Source organism: Enterococcus sp. 7F3_DIV0205, assembly GCF_002141365.2.
Classification (GTDB): Bacteria; Bacillota; Bacilli; order Lactobacillales; family Enterococcaceae; genus Enterococcus_L; species Enterococcus_L palustris.
Genome location: NZ_CP147244.1, coordinates 1,912,001 through 1,926,036, shown reverse-complemented (window position 1 = coordinate 1,926,036; position 14,036 = coordinate 1,912,001). Strand labels below are relative to the sequence as shown.

17 protein-coding genes and 2 other annotated features are annotated in these 14,036 nt (G+C 35.7%); of the genes, 12 read left to right on the top strand and 5 right to left on the bottom strand.

All coding sequences use genetic code 11. The features are described 5' to 3' along the window. The first annotated feature begins 7 nt into the window (after positions 1–7). The 6 genes from A5821_RS09145 (at position 8) to wrbA (ending at position 4,871) form a co-directional block, all read left to right on the top strand. On the top strand, positions 8–535 hold the full coding sequence (locus A5821_RS09145) for a hypothetical protein (protein ID WP_086314230.1): 528 nt from the start codon (positions 8–10) through the stop codon (positions 533–535). 63 nt (positions 536–598) lie between these two features. Next, positions 599–1,255 (top strand): hypothetical protein, encoded by a 657-nt coding sequence (locus A5821_RS09140; protein ID WP_086314229.1) that lies wholly within the window; start codon positions 599–601, stop codon positions 1,253–1,255. Between the two features lie 23 nt (positions 1,256–1,278). Next, positions 1,279–1,602 (top strand): hypothetical protein, encoded by a 324-nt coding sequence (locus A5821_RS09135; protein WP_086314228.1) that lies wholly within the window; start codon positions 1,279–1,281, stop codon positions 1,600–1,602. A 441-nt stretch (positions 1,603–2,043) separates the two neighbouring features. Beyond that, positions 2,044–3,510, top strand: coding sequence for a glycoside hydrolase family 1 protein (locus tag A5821_RS09130; protein WP_086314227.1), 1,467 nt, complete (start codon positions 2,044–2,046; stop codon positions 3,508–3,510). A 184-nt stretch (positions 3,511–3,694) separates the two neighbouring features. Then, on the top strand, positions 3,695–4,006 hold the full coding sequence (locus tag A5821_RS09125; protein WP_086314226.1) for a rhodanese-like domain-containing protein: 312 nt from the start codon (positions 3,695–3,697) through the stop codon (positions 4,004–4,006). Positions 4,007–4,262: 256 nt separating this feature from the next. Then, positions 4,263–4,871 carry an NAD(P)H:quinone oxidoreductase type IV gene (gene wrbA, locus A5821_RS09120; protein WP_170922985.1) on the top strand — a complete coding sequence of 203 codons (609 nt, stop codon included), beginning with the start codon at positions 4,263–4,265 and terminating at the stop codon, positions 4,869–4,871. A 66-nt stretch (positions 4,872–4,937) separates the two neighbouring features. On the opposite strand, the gene A5821_RS09115 is transcribed toward wrbA, so the two are convergent. From A5821_RS09115 to A5821_RS09105, 3 genes are all read right to left on the bottom strand, one after another. Beyond that, positions 4,938–5,756: an amino acid ABC transporter substrate-binding protein gene (locus A5821_RS09115; protein WP_086314225.1), complete on the bottom strand. Its 819-nt coding sequence runs from the start codon at positions 5,754–5,756 to the stop codon at positions 4,938–4,940. 12 nt (positions 5,757–5,768) lie between these two features. Beyond that, a complete protein-coding gene (locus tag A5821_RS09110) occupies positions 5,769–6,404 on the bottom strand; it encodes an amino acid ABC transporter ATP-binding protein (protein ID WP_086314224.1) in 636 nt (211 codons plus the stop codon). Between the two features lie 157 nt (positions 6,405–6,561). Continuing rightward, a complete protein-coding gene (locus A5821_RS09105; RefSeq protein ID WP_086314223.1) occupies positions 6,562–7,203 on the bottom strand; it encodes an amino acid ABC transporter permease in 642 nt (213 codons plus the stop codon). 64 nt (positions 7,204–7,267) lie between these two features. After that, positions 7,268–7,514, bottom strand: a binding site (T-box leader). A 147-nt stretch (positions 7,515–7,661) separates the two neighbouring features. Next, positions 7,662–7,890, bottom strand: a binding site (T-box leader). Positions 7,891–8,144: 254 nt separating this feature from the next. Here A5821_RS09105 and A5821_RS09100 point away from each other — a divergent pair. The 6 genes from A5821_RS09100 to A5821_RS09075 all read left to right on the top strand — a co-directional run bounded on the left by A5821_RS09100 (position 8,145) and on the right by A5821_RS09075 (position 12,493). Beyond that, positions 8,145–8,867 (top strand): gamma-glutamyl-gamma-aminobutyrate hydrolase family protein, encoded by a 723-nt coding sequence (locus A5821_RS09100; protein WP_086314222.1) that lies wholly within the window; start codon positions 8,145–8,147, stop codon positions 8,865–8,867. A 138-nt stretch (positions 8,868–9,005) separates the two neighbouring features. Next, on the top strand, positions 9,006–10,649 hold the full coding sequence (locus tag A5821_RS09095) for a peptide ABC transporter substrate-binding protein (protein WP_086314221.1): 1,644 nt from the start codon (positions 9,006–9,008) through the stop codon (positions 10,647–10,649). A gap of 257 nt (positions 10,650–10,906) precedes the next feature. Next, on the top strand, positions 10,907–11,470 hold the full coding sequence (amaP, locus tag A5821_RS09090; protein WP_086314220.1) for an alkaline shock response membrane anchor protein AmaP: 564 nt from the start codon (positions 10,907–10,909) through the stop codon (positions 11,468–11,470). A gap of 13 nt (positions 11,471–11,483) precedes the next feature. Further along, entirely contained in the window at positions 11,484–11,699 is a 216-nt protein-coding gene (locus A5821_RS09085; RefSeq protein ID WP_086314219.1) for a DUF2273 domain-containing protein, read from the top strand. Between the two features lie 38 nt (positions 11,700–11,737). Then, the gene (locus A5821_RS09080) at positions 11,738–12,208 is read left to right on the top strand and encodes an Asp23/Gls24 family envelope stress response protein (protein ID WP_086314218.1); all 471 of its coding nucleotides are present in this window, start codon (positions 11,738–11,740) and stop codon (positions 12,206–12,208) included. A 36-nt stretch (positions 12,209–12,244) separates the two neighbouring features. Continuing rightward, complete coding sequence (locus A5821_RS09075) at positions 12,245–12,493, top strand: GlsB/YeaQ/YmgE family stress response membrane protein (protein ID WP_086314217.1); 249 nt, start codon at positions 12,245–12,247, stop codon at positions 12,491–12,493. 291 nt (positions 12,494–12,784) lie between these two features. Here the strand turns inward: A5821_RS09075 and A5821_RS09070 are convergent, their stop codons facing one another. Both A5821_RS09070 and A5821_RS09065 read right to left on the bottom strand, forming a co-directional pair. After that, positions 12,785–13,105: a DUF960 domain-containing protein gene (locus tag A5821_RS09070; protein WP_069646433.1), complete on the bottom strand. Its 321-nt coding sequence runs from the start codon at positions 13,103–13,105 to the stop codon at positions 12,785–12,787. Between the two features lie 179 nt (positions 13,106–13,284). Continuing rightward, a complete protein-coding gene (locus A5821_RS09065; protein WP_086314216.1) occupies positions 13,285–13,896 on the bottom strand; it encodes a 50S ribosomal protein L25/general stress protein Ctc in 612 nt (203 codons plus the stop codon). Positions 13,897–14,036: the final 140 nt, after the last annotated feature.

Genomic DNA, 14,036 nt, shown 5'->3' with positions numbered 1-14,036 from the left:
GGATTCTATGGACAAAACAAATGAAGAAAAGAAAAAGAAACGATTACTTATTTTACTGTTGCTACTCTTATTAGCGGTAGCTGCGGGCGGTGTGTACTATTATTTCACGACTAAGACGGAACCTGTCCAAGTTGTGTCAGGTGATTATCTACCAGATGCCAAAGGTGCTAAAAAAATGAGTGATAAAGAAGTTAAAGAAGCCGAACAAAAAGCAGTAGATGCTAGTAAATTCAATATGGTCATCAAATCAGAAGCTGTATTTGAAACAAGCGACAGTGAAGGCAGCTTATACATTCAAAATCCTATCGAAAATGGTTATCCGATCAATGTTGTAATTCGTTTAGACAGTAACAATGAACAAATTTATTCATCGGGAGCAATTCAACCTGGTTATGAAATAAATGGAGCAAAACTAGAAAAAAAACTTGCTCAAGGAGATCATCCAGCGACAGCCACATTTGACATTTATGATTCAAAAACAAACAAAAAACGTGGGCAAGTTCAAGCTGGAATTACAATTCGTGTCAACAACTAAAAATGTTATTTAGCAGATTTTCTGTTAAAAATAAATCATCTTACACATAGAAGGAGAAACAATATGAAAAAAACAAACTTTTTAATTGCTGCAATGATGCTAGGTTTAAGCGTATCAGGACTAACACAACTAGCCTTAGCTGAAACGATCGATGGAGAAAATTCAGCCGATGTGATCATCAACGGAACGATCGGTAAATTAGATAATACAGATCCAGATACAACGATTCCAGAAGGCTCTGATGAGTGGATCAATGTTACCGTTGATACTGCAACAGCCTTTCACACAACAACAGCAAGTGCCCACAAAAATATTGAGTCAGCTGATTACAGTATTGTGAATAATTCGGGTCGCGGTGTTGCAGTGACATTGAATAAAATGGAGGGAACTCCTAAATATGTTGATAAATTAACGATCAATGCTAAGGGAAATGGCTTAGTGGCAACACCTGCTGCAACTAATTTAGTAGAAAGTAATGCTTTAGTTGAGTTGGCAAGTGCTCCAGTTTGGATGCGTTTAGCCAATAAAGATGGTCGTTTGAATATTGATACAGATGCGGCTTTAGCCTATGCTAATTCTGCTAAGTTCAACTATACAGGTACAACAGTGGCAAGTTTACCAACGGATGTTAATGAAAATGCAGCTGCAGAAAACTATACGCTGACACTGAAATTTACATCGATCCAAAAAGATGGTGTAACGCTTGGTGTAACACCATAATCAAATAAAGGTTGTGATAAACAATGAAGAAATTTAGTTGTCACATCATCATGTTCATTCTTTTGACGGGTTGTCTTGGTTTATATCAAGATTTTGCCTATGCTGCCACTGATGTAGAGATTCATGGGCAAATTGGCGGAACTGAAACGAACACACAGCCGTCAAAAGAACTAGAATTAAAAACAGATACAAAATTAGCACAACCAAAACAAACACATATAGAACTAAAGAATTTTCCCAATACTGGTAGTATGATTGAAAAACTAACACCAATCGGTTTGGTGCTGCTCTTGTTTTATATACTGCTTAATAGATGGAAAGCACATAAAAATAGGCGTATGGGGTAAAGTGGATAATTTCATGCTATTTATTTAATCATCATAGGTTGAGGATGGGATGATAGCTTCTGGTTACGCTGTTTATCTGGATTTCACATGAGTGGGATATGACTTGTAGAGTTATGTCCCACTCATGTTTTTGAATAATAGAGATAAATCGTAAAAAAGTTTGACTTCAAAGAATATCTATTTTTCTTAGGCTATAGTAAAATAGTTGATTAAAATAAATTTGACAGCGCTTTCGGTTATGCTATAATTATAAGTAACGGAATGTAACTGAATTTTCAGGCATAACCATAATATAGTAAAGATGACAATTGATTTGTTGTGTTTATTTTATTATGGTTTTTATATTTTCTCGCAAAAGGTGAATTATAGAGTGCGGATAATCGGTTATTTAAAATGATTAGACCAAGATTCTTAAAAATTTAGAGTAAGGAGAAATGACTAATGAGCAAATCAATATTTCCAGAAAACTTTTTGTGGGGTGGTGCAACAGCCGCTAATCAGTATGAAGGTGGTTATCTTTCAGGTGGTAAAGAGCTAAGTACATTAGATGCAATCACAGGCGGCAGCCATACAACTCCAAGAATGATCACGTATAAAACGAAAGAAGGTAAAGTTGAAACTTGTACCAGAGGAGAGGCGTTACCAGAAGGAGCGATTGGTTATGTTGATCCAAATCAATATTATCCAAGTCACGTGGCAACAGACTTTTATCATCATTATAAAGAAGATATCGCTTTATTTGCAGAAATGGGGTTTAAATGTTTTAGACTTTCGATTGCTTGGTCTAGAATTTGTCCGAAAGGAACGAAGGAAATCAATGAAGAAGGGTTAGCTTTCTATGATAAGGTTTTCGATGAGTTGCTAAGTTATGGGATCGAGCCGATTGTTACAATTAATCATTTTGATATTCCGATGCATTTAGCAGATGAATTGGATGGTTGGTCAAGTAGGCAAGTGATTGATTACTTCTTATTTTTCTGTGAAACGTTATTTAAACGCTATAAAGATAAAGTTAAATACTGGATGACCTTCAACGAAATCAATTTCCTTCGCAGCTGGACTCAAATTGGTATTCATAAAAATGATAAACAAGCGAAGTATCAAGCAGCACATCATTTATTTGTGGCTAGTGCCAAAGCTGTTAAATTAGGTCATGAAATCAATCCTAATTTTAACATAGGGATGATGGTGGCCTATATACCAAGTTATCCTATGAGTTGTAATCCAGAAGATGTCATGGAAGCAGTCAAATTTAATCGGGAGCAAGAGTTTTACATTGATGTGCAAGTTAAAGGATACTATCCAGCTCACAAAATAAAAGAATTTGAACGAGAAGATGTTGTGATTCAAAAAGAAGCTGGGGATGATGAAATCATCAAAGAGGGAACTGTTGACTATATTGGCTTTAGCTACTATATGTCCACAGTTTCTGCTGCCAATCCTGATGAGGTGAAATATGTGGGTGGTAATCAAATGCCAGCAGTCAAGAATCCCTATTTACAAGAATCAGACTGGGGATGGGCTGTAGATCCTTTAGGTTTACGCATTTCTTTGTGTAAACTATATGATCGTTATAATGTTCCTTTATTTGTTGTAGAAAACGGTTTTGGAGCAGTAGATAAAATAGAAGCTGATGGCACGATTCAAGATGATTACCGGATTGATTATTTCAGTAAGCATGTAGCAGCGATGAAAGATGCTATTGAATTAGACGGTGTTGATTTGATTGGTTATACGCCTTGGGGCTGTATCGATCTAGTTTCAGCTGGAACTGGTGAAATGAAAAAACGTTATGGTTTTATCTATGTTGATATGGACGACGAAGGACATGGCACATTAAATCGTTCTAGAAAACAGTCATTTTATTGGTATAAAAAATTAATTGCTGCGAATGGTATGCAAGAATAAAAAAAGGACTTACCTCAATTTTGTTGAGGTAAGTCTTTTTTTAATAAAATTCACAAAATAAGGGGTAAAAATGTTGTGGTAAAAAGGAACAGTGGTATACTTCTAATGAGGCAAATTTGCTGATTATGGAGTTGGATGAGAGTAGTCAGATGGTTGAAAAAGCCGTAGGAGGAATAGTAATAAGATGAAAAGAGTATCGATCAAGGAATTAAAAGAATTAATTGAATTAACAGTCAATGAACCAGTTTCAATCATTGATGTTCGAGAAGTTGAAGAATATGCAGCGGGGCATATCGTCACAGCAAAGAACTACCCGTTATCTACATTGCCTGAAGCAATGTCCGAGATTGATCGAGAACAGCCCCACTACGTTATTTGTCAACATGGTGTGCGTTCAGAACATGCCTGCTCTTTTCTTGAGAATTATGGCTATAATGTTGTTTCTGTTTCAGAAGGTATGTCTGTTTGGGATGGAAAAGAAAATAGTTATCATTAAAAAAGTGATTAAGACAAAAGGATTTAGCTTAAATAGTTAGGGAAAAGTTGTTTCTGCTCCTATTGTTTATCGGAATGCCAAAAGATTGGATCATAACTCTTTGAGTTATGATCCAATCTTTTTTTGAAGAAAGAGATCTAACTAGGAGTTTTTTAGGAAACTTATTTTTAGTAAGCAAAAACTCTTGCAAGTTTACTTACTTTTTGTTAGTATATAAATGTAGATAAGAAAACAACAGTTATTGGAGGAAAAAATCATGACAACAAAATTATTAATTGCATACTACAGTTCAACAGGAACAGGAACACAAATGGTAAAATGGGCGAAAGAAGCAGCTGAAGCAAATGGTGCGGAAGTTCGTTTGAGAAAAGTCCATGAATTAGCACCAGATGTAGCCATTGATTCAAATCCAGCTTGGCGTAAAAATGTTGAAGCAAGTAAGGATATTCCAGAAGTGACAAGCGATGACTTATTATGGGCAGATGCTTATATTTTCTCTTCACCATCACGCTTTGGTGTCATGGCTAGCCAATTAAAACAATTCTTTGATTTACAAGGTGGGCTATGGGCACAAGGTAAATTAGCAAATAAATTTGTCACAGCATTCTCTTCTGCACAAAACCCAAATGGTGGACAAGAACAAGTGATTCAAGGCATTTACACAGTAATGCAACATTGGGGAGCAATCATTGTACCAGCAGGCTATGTAAATCCATCAACTTTTGCTGCAGGTGGTAACCCTTATGGAACAAGCGCTTCAATCGACGGAGAAGGAAACATGTTGAAAGCGGATGAAGTAAAAGCAGCAATTCAAGATCAAACGAAACGTCTAGTTGATGTAGCAAGTAAATATTTAAGTGAATAGAGCAAATAAAAAAACCGTTAGATTAATCTAACGGTTTTTTTGAACTTATTTTCCAAAAGTGAAGGTTCATTTAGTTACATCTTCTCCAAACCATTCTTTAGAAATAGCGGCTAATTTTCCAGATTCTCTTAGTTGTTCAAAGGCATGATTGATTTTATCTGCTAGTATTTTATCAGATTTCCGCAGCCCAACAGCAAATGCTTCGCTGTCAAAACCACCACTAATAATTGAGTAGTCAGCTAAATTATCTTCATGAGACAAATAATAATTTGCATAAACACGATCGATCAATAAACCATCGATTCGACCAGATTTTAAATCCATAAACGCTTCATTAAAGCCATCGTATAAAATAGCTGTTTGATCTTTAACAAAATTTTTCAAAATCTCAGGCTGAGCTTCAAAACTAGTGTAGCCTGAGGAGCCGTTTTGAGCACCTAAAACTTTGCCTTTCATATCTGAGAAGTTATTGATATTATTCTTTTTTAAAGAGACGACGACTTGTTCATTTTTCATATATTCATCGCTAAAAAGTACTTTTTCTTCCCGTTCAGGGCTTTTAGAATAACCATTCCAAATCAGATCAATTGTTTGGTTTTGTAATTCATTTTCTTTCATCGACCAGTCGATAGATTGAAAGTCGACTTTGATATCATATAAATCAAAAACTGCTCTAGCCAAATCGATATCAAAACCAATGATTTCACCGGACTTGTTTTGAAAACCCATTGGAACAAAGGAATCATCCAGTCCTACAATAACTCGTTTTTCAGAATTGATTCGTGACCACTGATCGATGTCTGTTTTTTTTCTGCCACAACCTGCTATTGATATAATAGCAAGTAAAGTAGCTATGGTTAGTACTAGATAGTTTTTTTTCTTCATAATGTATCCTTTCTACTGAACTGGTTTCACAGTTAGTAAGTTATCGGCAATATTTTCAGCAAAATTCATATCGTGAGTTACAACGATTTGTGTCATCCCTTGTGCTTTAAGTGTTAAAATCACTTCTTCAACTTGTTGGCGAAGTTCAGGGTCAAGAGCACTAGTGGGTTCGTCATAACCTAAAACTTTCGGCTTCATAGCCAGAGCTCGTGCTAGTGCGACGCGTTGTTTTTGACCTCCTGATAATTGGTAAGGATAAAGATTTTCTTTTCCACCTAATCCAAATTTTGTTAGTAGATCGATCGCTTCTACCTCGCTAGCTTCTCTTGTTTGCTTTAAGGCGAGAATGGGAGCTAAAGTGACATTATCCAGTACAGAAAGGTGAGGAAATAATTGGAAATCTTGAAAAACGATCCCAACAACTTGATCGGCATTATCCATTTCAACAGGATTAAAAGGAACGCCATCCATTATAAGTTCGCCAGAATCAATCGTTTCTAGGCCCGCTAGGCAGCGTAATAACGTTGTTTTCCCACCACCAGATGGTCCCACGATCGTTAGAATCTCACCATCTTTAATTTCTAAATTCAATTGATCGATGATCCGACGACCATCAAAGCTTTTGGTCAAATTTTTAATTAGTAACATAATTTTCCTCCTAAATTTAAAAGCGTAGCGGCTTGCTCAGTCTCATAGAAAAATAGGGAAAATTGATTGAGACGCTTCTTGTCTCACTCGATTTTTATCTTTTTTCCTAGAGTCTAGTCTGCGAAGCTAGATATGATATATGGTAATAGTTATTCTTTTATTTATAATATTGGTAGTGTTTTTCTAATTTTTTCGCAGCTAGAGTCAAAATTGCAGTTAATAATAGGTAGATAACGCCAACCAAAACTAACGGCAGTAAACTTACGTCACGACTCATCGCAATTTTTCCTGCTCGTAATAAATCTCCTAAACCGAGCACATAAATCAAAGAAGTATCTTTGACTAAATTAATTACTTCATTTCCAATAGATGGCAATACGACTTTGATTACTTGAGGTAGAATAATTCGTGAGACTGTCTGAAATCGTGTTAAACGCAAAACTTTTGCTGCTTCATATTGTCCTTCTGGAATCGATTGAATACCACCTCTGAAAATTTCTGCAAAATATGCTGCATAATTCAAAATGAATGCAAATAGCGCCGCATCATAGCGTTCAAAAACGATTCCAATCAATGGTAAACCATAAAAAACAAAAATAAGTTGTAGTAATAACGGTGTTCCCCGCATTAACCAAATGTAGATATTGATCAGAAAATTTAATGGTTTAAAATTGGTTTGCAAGGCAAATGCTACTAAAATCCCAAGGGGAATCGAGCCCAATAGTGTAAAAATAAATACTTTCAATGTCATGATTGCACCGTCTAGTAAAGCCGGCATGATTTCTAAAATGTAGTCCATAGTTTTTCCTCCAGTTTTTGATTTTTTGTAAGAATAAACAAAAAAGTCCTCTTGACTAATTAGCCAAGAGGACGAAATAATCGTGGTTCCACCTCAATTTGTTAATCCCTCACAGGATTAACCTCATGGAATCTTTAGCTCAGCTAAAGATTCTTTTCTGATAACGGAGAATACCGCACCTTCTTACTTGATTCAGAAAATGTCTGAAACAGATGTGTTCATCAATGGTTTCCAGCTTTTTCTCTCAGCGAATAAAAAAGTCTCTGTCAGGAAGTGGTCAATTGAGTACTTGTTCTGTTTATGTGATTTAGTCGTATTTACATTTGTACTTGTAAAATTACTAAAAAAAAAGTTACCTTTAAGGTGCTCTTGGTATTGTGTATCATTGAAACCTATTGTTCATTGCAGGTTGCAACAATGCTGCATGATGAAAAACAAAAAGTCCTTTGGCAATTAAGCCAAAGGACGTAAAATCGTGGTTCCACCTTTTTTCATTATCGTCTCGCAACGATAACCTCATGAAGTCATAGACTTCTAAAGCTGTAACGGGCATACCCGAACTTTCCTACTAATCCATTCAAAAAGTTAACTCCCAGATGTGGTTCGCTTTATTTTTTTGTCTTTTTCCACCAGCCAAAGACTCTCTTTTAGAAAAAATAAAGGTACTCTTCTGTTCTTTGTTTTGTATAACTTTACCACCAGTTTTTCTTCTTGTCAATAAGTCTAGGTTTAGAAAATTCAGAAAATAGTGATCTTTAAGCATAAAAGTTACTGATTAAGTAAAGTTGAGGTAAAATAGAATTAGTTGTTTACTGTTAAAAAGTAAGTAAATGGCGATAGCGAAAAACTATCGCACCGTTTCTATTTATACTATCCTTTCACATATATATCTGATAAACTATGTACAATTATTGTCGGAAAGTAAAAAGGAGTGGTGTCGATTGAGGCGACCGATTATTGGGATTGCAGCAAATGAAATTGAAGATGCAGGAGCTCGATTGTATCATTTACCAATCAGCTATACTCCTTGTGGTTATGTAAAAGCAGTCCAATTGGCTGGCGGTTTACCGTTGCTTTTGCCAGTTGGGGCTCCAGATTTGGCTAAGGAGTATATCGCTCAAATTGATAAGCTGATTTTAGCTGGCGGACAAAATGTATCGCCAAGATTATATGGAGAAGAGATTCAAGTTGAGGAAGCTTCATTATCAGAAGAAAGAGATCAATTTGAATTAGCACTGATTGAAGAAGCTGTTGCGCAAAAAAAACCGATTTTTGCAGTTTGTCGTGGCTTACAGTTGGTCAATGTGGCATTTGGCGGTAGTCTATACCAAGAGATCAGTCACGTAAACAATAACCAATTTTCCCATATGCAGGTACCCGTATCAAGAGAAATTCCGACTCATATGATCCATACAGAGGACAGGAGTATTTTACGTAAAGTTTATGGTGAAAAAACAACCGTCAATTCGTTTCATTTTCAAGCCGTAAAAAAGTTGGCTGATAAACTAAAAGTCACAGCTTTTAGTGAGGATGGTATCATTGAAGGGATAGAAAGTGAAGATCCAAATCTATCATTTTTAGGGGTGCAGTGGCATCCTGATTTTGCTTATGATCATTCAGAACAAGAAATGGCTGTTTTTCGTTATGTCGTTGAAGAATTATAAATTATCTAGCTTTACAGAACAAGCGCCACGATAATTAGCTAAATCACCTGAAAGTCAAAAACGACCGTAAGTTGGTAGTCTAAATTACTCAAGGACTAAGTGTTCAGTTCAGCTTTTAAAAAGAGGAGGAATTAGGTAATGAAGAAAAAGTTTGGTATTTTTGTTTTGGCAGCGAGTTTGTTATTGACAGCTTGTAGCGGAGGGAAAGGAACAAGTTCATCTGGTGAAAAAACAGATAGTGATAAAACAACACAACAAGTGATCAAAGTTGCTTCTGGTGGGGAATTATCGACGCTGGACAGTGCGCATTATACAGATGTATACAGTTCTGATATGATCGGTCAGGTTGTTGAAGGGCTTTATCGGATGGACAAAAATCATGATCCAGAATTAGCAGTTGCCGCAAGCGAACCGACTGTTAGTGACGATGGATTAGTGTATACGTTCAAATTAAAAGAGACAAAATGGAGTAACGGTGATCCTGTTATAGCTGGCGACTTTGTTTCTGCATTTAGAAATGTTGTTGACCCAAGCTTTGGTTCAAGTAGTAGTAACCAAATGGATGTTTTCAAAAATGGTCGGAAAATCCGTGAAGGACAAGCTAAACTAGATGAACTAGGGGTAAAAGCTATTGATGATCAAACGTTAGAAATGACGTTGGAATACCCAATTCCTTATTTAGCGCAAGTTTTAGTAGGAACGCCATTTATGCCCAAAAATGAAAAATTTGTCAAAGAAAAAGGCGAAGCTTATGGGACTTCTGCAGATAATTTTGTAGGAAATGGTCCGTTCGTGATTTCCGGTTGGGATGGCAATACAGAAAATTGGAAGTTAACGAAAAATAAAGATTATTGGGATCAAAAAAATGTCAAATTAGATACGATTGATGTTCAAGTAGTGAAAGAAATTGGTACAGGAACAAATCTGTTTGATGCAGGTGATTTAGATTATACTGTTTTAGCAGATACGTATGCATTGCAATACAAAGATTCACCTCAAGCTCATTTTACCCCTAAAGCAATGGTTGGCTATTTAAGCCCAAATCATAAACGAGAAGTAACGGGAAATGTTAACGTTCGTAAAGCAATTTTACAAGGGATCGATAAAGAGACCTTTGCCAAAGATATATTAGGAGATGGATCGACTGCAATCAATGGTTTTGTGCCAAAAGATTTTGCAAAAGATCCTGAGACAGGTGAAGATTTCCGAAAAGAAAATGGTGATTTTCTACCATTCGATTTAAAAGCGGCCCAAAAAAACTGGGAAACAGCGAAGAAAGAGTTAGGCAAAGATGAAATTGAATTAGAATTGCTTTCAGCTGATTCAGCGCTTGCGAAAAAGACGATCGAATATGTCCAAGGACAGTTACAACAAAATCTACCAGGCTTAAAAATTACATTAAAATCTGTTCCATTGCAAAATCGTTTAGACTTACAAACAGCGAGTGATTTTGATTTAGTTTTTGGCACTTGGACACCAGATTATGCTGATCCAATCAATTTTTTAGAATTTTATGATTCTAAGAGCGGGTTGAATACTGCCGGATACAACAATCCTGAATATGATAAAGGATTGAACGATGCCAGAATCACTTTAGCAAATGAACCAGAAAAACGTTGGGATAAATTGAAAGAACTAGAAGAAACACTTATCGAAAAAGATGCAGCTGTATTGCCTCTTTATCAAGGTGCAATCGGCTATTTAAAATCCGATAGATTAAAAGAGTTACAAGTTTTTCCGTTTGGACGAACTATTTCATATCGTTTAGCTTATGTTGAATAACATTTGAAAAAAATTGAAAAGCAAGTTGACTTATAAGAGAATTTTCTCATAAGTCAACTTGCTTTTTTTGTAGTTGAAAAAATGTGCTGATTGTATTCATACGAGTATTTATAGAAGGAGAGCTGTCGGTAATAAATTCAGGGAGCGGAAAAGAGCATGCGTATCTTTTGTAATTGTTGGATAATGAGTTTAACATAAAATGTATAGACAGGAAGAAACTATAGAAAAAGAGTAAACAATATTGGAGGGAGAAAACGATGCGAGTGATCAAAGGACTGGTCTCTTTACTGTTAATAGCTGGTATTTTTGGGATCGCCGGTTTGTATTCTCAAATGCTGGATCTAGGTGTTATAAGTACTTTTTTCAATAATTTACTATTTCAATTTGATTGGTTGTTTTACTTTTATCAAGTTGTCCTTTTTGGACTATTAGCTGTATTGTTTTTGATGTTTTTAATGGTTTTATTCAAACCAATCACTAAAAACCAAATACAGATAAAAAAAGATGTCGGTCAGGTAAATGTACCGTTGAATACAATGGAGTCAATAGCCAAATCTTCATTACGCAAAATTGTTGATAGCAATGATACACAGGTGAAAGTAAGGTTGACAAAGAGACAGACAGCAAATGTAGAAGTGATGATAGCGGATGAAAAACAACAGCATCTTTTAAGTAAAGGGAAACAAATGCAAGAATTGATCCCGCAAGCGTTACAAAATATGGCAATGATCGAGACAAATAAAACGAAGATCATTTTCAAAAAGAAAAAGGAAGAGTCAGCCTTACTGCCAAGTGGTAAGAAAGAATCTCGTGTGGTTTAAAGGAGGAAGCATAATGAAAAATCGAATGATAATGGCTCCTTACCGCAATCAAATTATATTTACAGGTCTTTTTGTCTTAACGGCTATCTTATTTATGACAATTGGCTTTTGGAAAACAGTCTTACTAGTTGCTTTAACTGCAATCGGTTATTTGATTGGTAAAATGCAAGATGAAAAACGTTCTATCTCTTCAATTATAGCTTCTATACGAGCTTTTTTTGAAAGATAAAAATATATTGAATTAAAATCAGAAAGGTTGAGAAGAAAATGGATAACAAAGCAAATGGAAACACAACTGAAGGAACAAACGCAAATGGCATCAAAACGAAATTAACATTTGACGATCAAGTCGTGAAAAAAATTGCTGGTATCGCCGTATCAGAAATTCCTGGTATTTTAGGATTGAGCGGAAATGCCATTACAAACTTAACCGACAAATTTACAAATGGAAACAATCCAACTAAAGGAATCAGCGCAGAAGTTGGAACAAAACAAGTGGCCATTGATTTAGATGTAATTGGGGAATATGGAAAAAATATTGCTCAAGTATTTGATACAGCAACGAAAAAAGTTGCAGAAGAAGTGAAGAACATGACAGGACTTGATGTTATTGAGTTTAATATGAATGTTGATGATATCATGACGAAAGAGCAATACGCAGAGAAATTCGAAAACAAGAAAAAAGATGAGAACGAAGAAGATAAAAATAACGAGAGTAATGTACGTACGTTGGAATAATAAACACACAAAATCAAATCAGAGGAGGAAACGAATATGCTAAGTTTTATTTGGTCATTGATTGTCGGTGGTGTGCTAGGTGCCATTGCCGGAGCGATTTTAGGTAAAGATGTACCTGGTGGTGTGATCGGTAATATTATTGTCGGATTTATCGGAAGTTGGGTAGGCACAATGCTATTAGGCAACTTCGGACCAGTCATCGGTGGTTTTCCAATCATCTCAGCGTTGATCGGTGCCGTTATCTGTATAGCAATCTATTCATTTATTGCGAAACGAATGGCGTAATAGAAAAAAGAGTGTGGGGCAATAATCAGATTTTTTTCTGACTATTGTCCCGCACTCTTTTTTATTTCCGTGAATTGCTAAAGAACTAAAATTTGGAGGCTACGGAAATAAGCCGAAATTGCAGTGACACACACCGAGGCATGAGTTGATGTAGAACAACTCATGCCTCGGTACAAAATTTTGAAGAACACCAAATAGGTACCAATTATCGTGAATTCCTTCTTAGCTCTCGGAGCGAAACGTTTATGTCTCGGTCCCATTTTAAACTAATGAGTTATTGGGGGATTTTTGCTATTCCAACATTTCTGCGGGAAGCAAAATCGTTTCTTTATTGCCATCATCAAAAGCGAAAACTTGAGATGGATACTCTTCAGAATAAGGGAAAGGCAAGTCAACGGCCATTTGAACGTCGCTTATTTCTTGTGAAAAATGAACAGTTACTTTTCCACCATTATCGATCAAATCAAAATAAAGCATATTCGTAAGCGGAATAACTCCTTTTAAATCCAAATCAATAATTAACCAGATACTGTCAATTAAAGCACTAGGCAAGCTCTCAACCACACCTAGAGAGGCATAACGACTACGTTCACTATCAAAACTTTCAACCATTTTTTTGACCCCCTCTATCTATCTAATATCAATAGTATACCTCATTTAGACAAAACTCGCTTCTGTGATGTTTCACGAAAAAAAGCAACTATAAAGCTCAAAAAACAATTTTTGATCGGTAATCAAAAGAAGACAAGGTCAAAAGACCTTGCCTCTTTAAATCTATATTAATTGAGTATTTATTCTGGTTTTTCACCAATTACTGTAGGTTCTGTTGCTTCTTCTGTGCTTTCTTCAGTTGCTGATTTAGCTTCTGTAACGGCTACGATTTGTTCTTCGCCATCAGTAATGATATCATAATCTTTATTTTTTGGTAAATCAGCGACAGTAATCGCGTCACCAATCGCAAGTTTAGTAATGTCAACTTCTACACGCTCAGGTAATTTATCTGGTGTAGCTGAAACTAAAACATTGTATAAGTTTTGCGTTAACTCCCCGCCAACTTTAACACCTTCAGATTCACCAACAAGAACGATTTCAGCTTCTACTTCTGTTGCTTCTTTCATGTTTACAGCTAAAAATTCAACGTGTTTGATTTTACTTGTAAACGTATCTAATTGCGCTTTATACATCAATGTGTTGATTTTTTTACCACCAACATTCATTGTAATAACAGCATTAACACCATTATCGCGCAAAACTTTTGTTAATTCTTTTTCATCAACGGAAACTGGAGTGCTTTCCATTTCAAACCCATAAACAACGGCAGGAACTTGACCAGTGTGACGTAGTTGATTTCTTAGTGAACGTGGACGGACAGCTCTTTCTTTAACTTCTAATGATACTGACATAACCTAAATCCTCCTTAAAATTTAAAAGCTGGACAAGCTTGTTTAGTCTCAGATGTTTAAGAGACGAACTTGTGAAGCTAGATAAATCAAAATGAATTCATATTTGGTTATCTACAAAACGCAACATGATGGAAAAAAGG

Bases quoted from the DNA above. Each gene is read 5' to 3' on its own strand.
- amaP (WP_086314220.1), top strand. From the start codon at position 10,907: ATGCGAGTGATCAAAGGACTGGTCTCTTTACTGTTAATAGCTGGTATT.
- A5821_RS09130 (WP_086314227.1), top strand. From the start codon at position 2,044: ATGAGCAAATCAATATTTCCAGAAAACTTTTTGTGGGGTGGTGCAACA.
- A5821_RS09125 (WP_086314226.1), top strand. From the start codon at position 3,695: ATGAAAAGAGTATCGATCAAGGAATTAAAAGAATTAATTGAATTAACA.
- A5821_RS09145 (WP_086314230.1), top strand. From the start codon at position 8: ATGGACAAAACAAATGAAGAAAAGAAAAAGAAACGATTACTTATTTTA.
- A5821_RS09140 (WP_086314229.1), top strand. From the start codon at position 599: ATGAAAAAAACAAACTTTTTAATTGCTGCAATGATGCTAGGTTTAAGC.
- A5821_RS09075 (WP_086314217.1), top strand. From the start codon at position 12,245: ATGCTAAGTTTTATTTGGTCATTGATTGTCGGTGGTGTGCTAGGTGCC.
- A5821_RS09135 (WP_086314228.1), top strand. From the start codon at position 1,279: ATGAAGAAATTTAGTTGTCACATCATCATGTTCATTCTTTTGACGGGT.
- A5821_RS09095 (WP_086314221.1), top strand. From the start codon at position 9,006: ATGAAGAAAAAGTTTGGTATTTTTGTTTTGGCAGCGAGTTTGTTATTG.
- A5821_RS09115 (WP_086314225.1), bottom strand. From the start codon at position 5,756: ATGAAGAAAAAAAACTATCTAGTACTAACCATAGCTACTTTACTTGCT.
- A5821_RS09065 (WP_086314216.1), bottom strand. From the start codon at position 13,896: ATGTCAGTATCATTAGAAGTTAAAGAAAGAGCTGTCCGTCCACGTTCA.
- A5821_RS09070 (WP_069646433.1), bottom strand. From the start codon at position 13,105: ATGGTTGAAAGTTTTGATAGTGAACGTAGTCGTTATGCCTCTCTAGGT.
- wrbA (WP_170922985.1), top strand. From the start codon at position 4,263: ATGACAACAAAATTATTAATTGCATACTACAGTTCAACAGGAACAGGA.
- A5821_RS09085 (WP_086314219.1), top strand. From the start codon at position 11,484: ATGAAAAATCGAATGATAATGGCTCCTTACCGCAATCAAATTATATTT.
- A5821_RS09105 (WP_086314223.1), bottom strand. From the start codon at position 7,203: ATGGACTACATTTTAGAAATCATGCCGGCTTTACTAGACGGTGCAATC.
- A5821_RS09080 (WP_086314218.1), top strand. From the start codon at position 11,738: ATGGATAACAAAGCAAATGGAAACACAACTGAAGGAACAAACGCAAAT.
- A5821_RS09110 (WP_086314224.1), bottom strand. From the start codon at position 6,404: ATGTTACTAATTAAAAATTTGACCAAAAGCTTTGATGGTCGTCGGATC.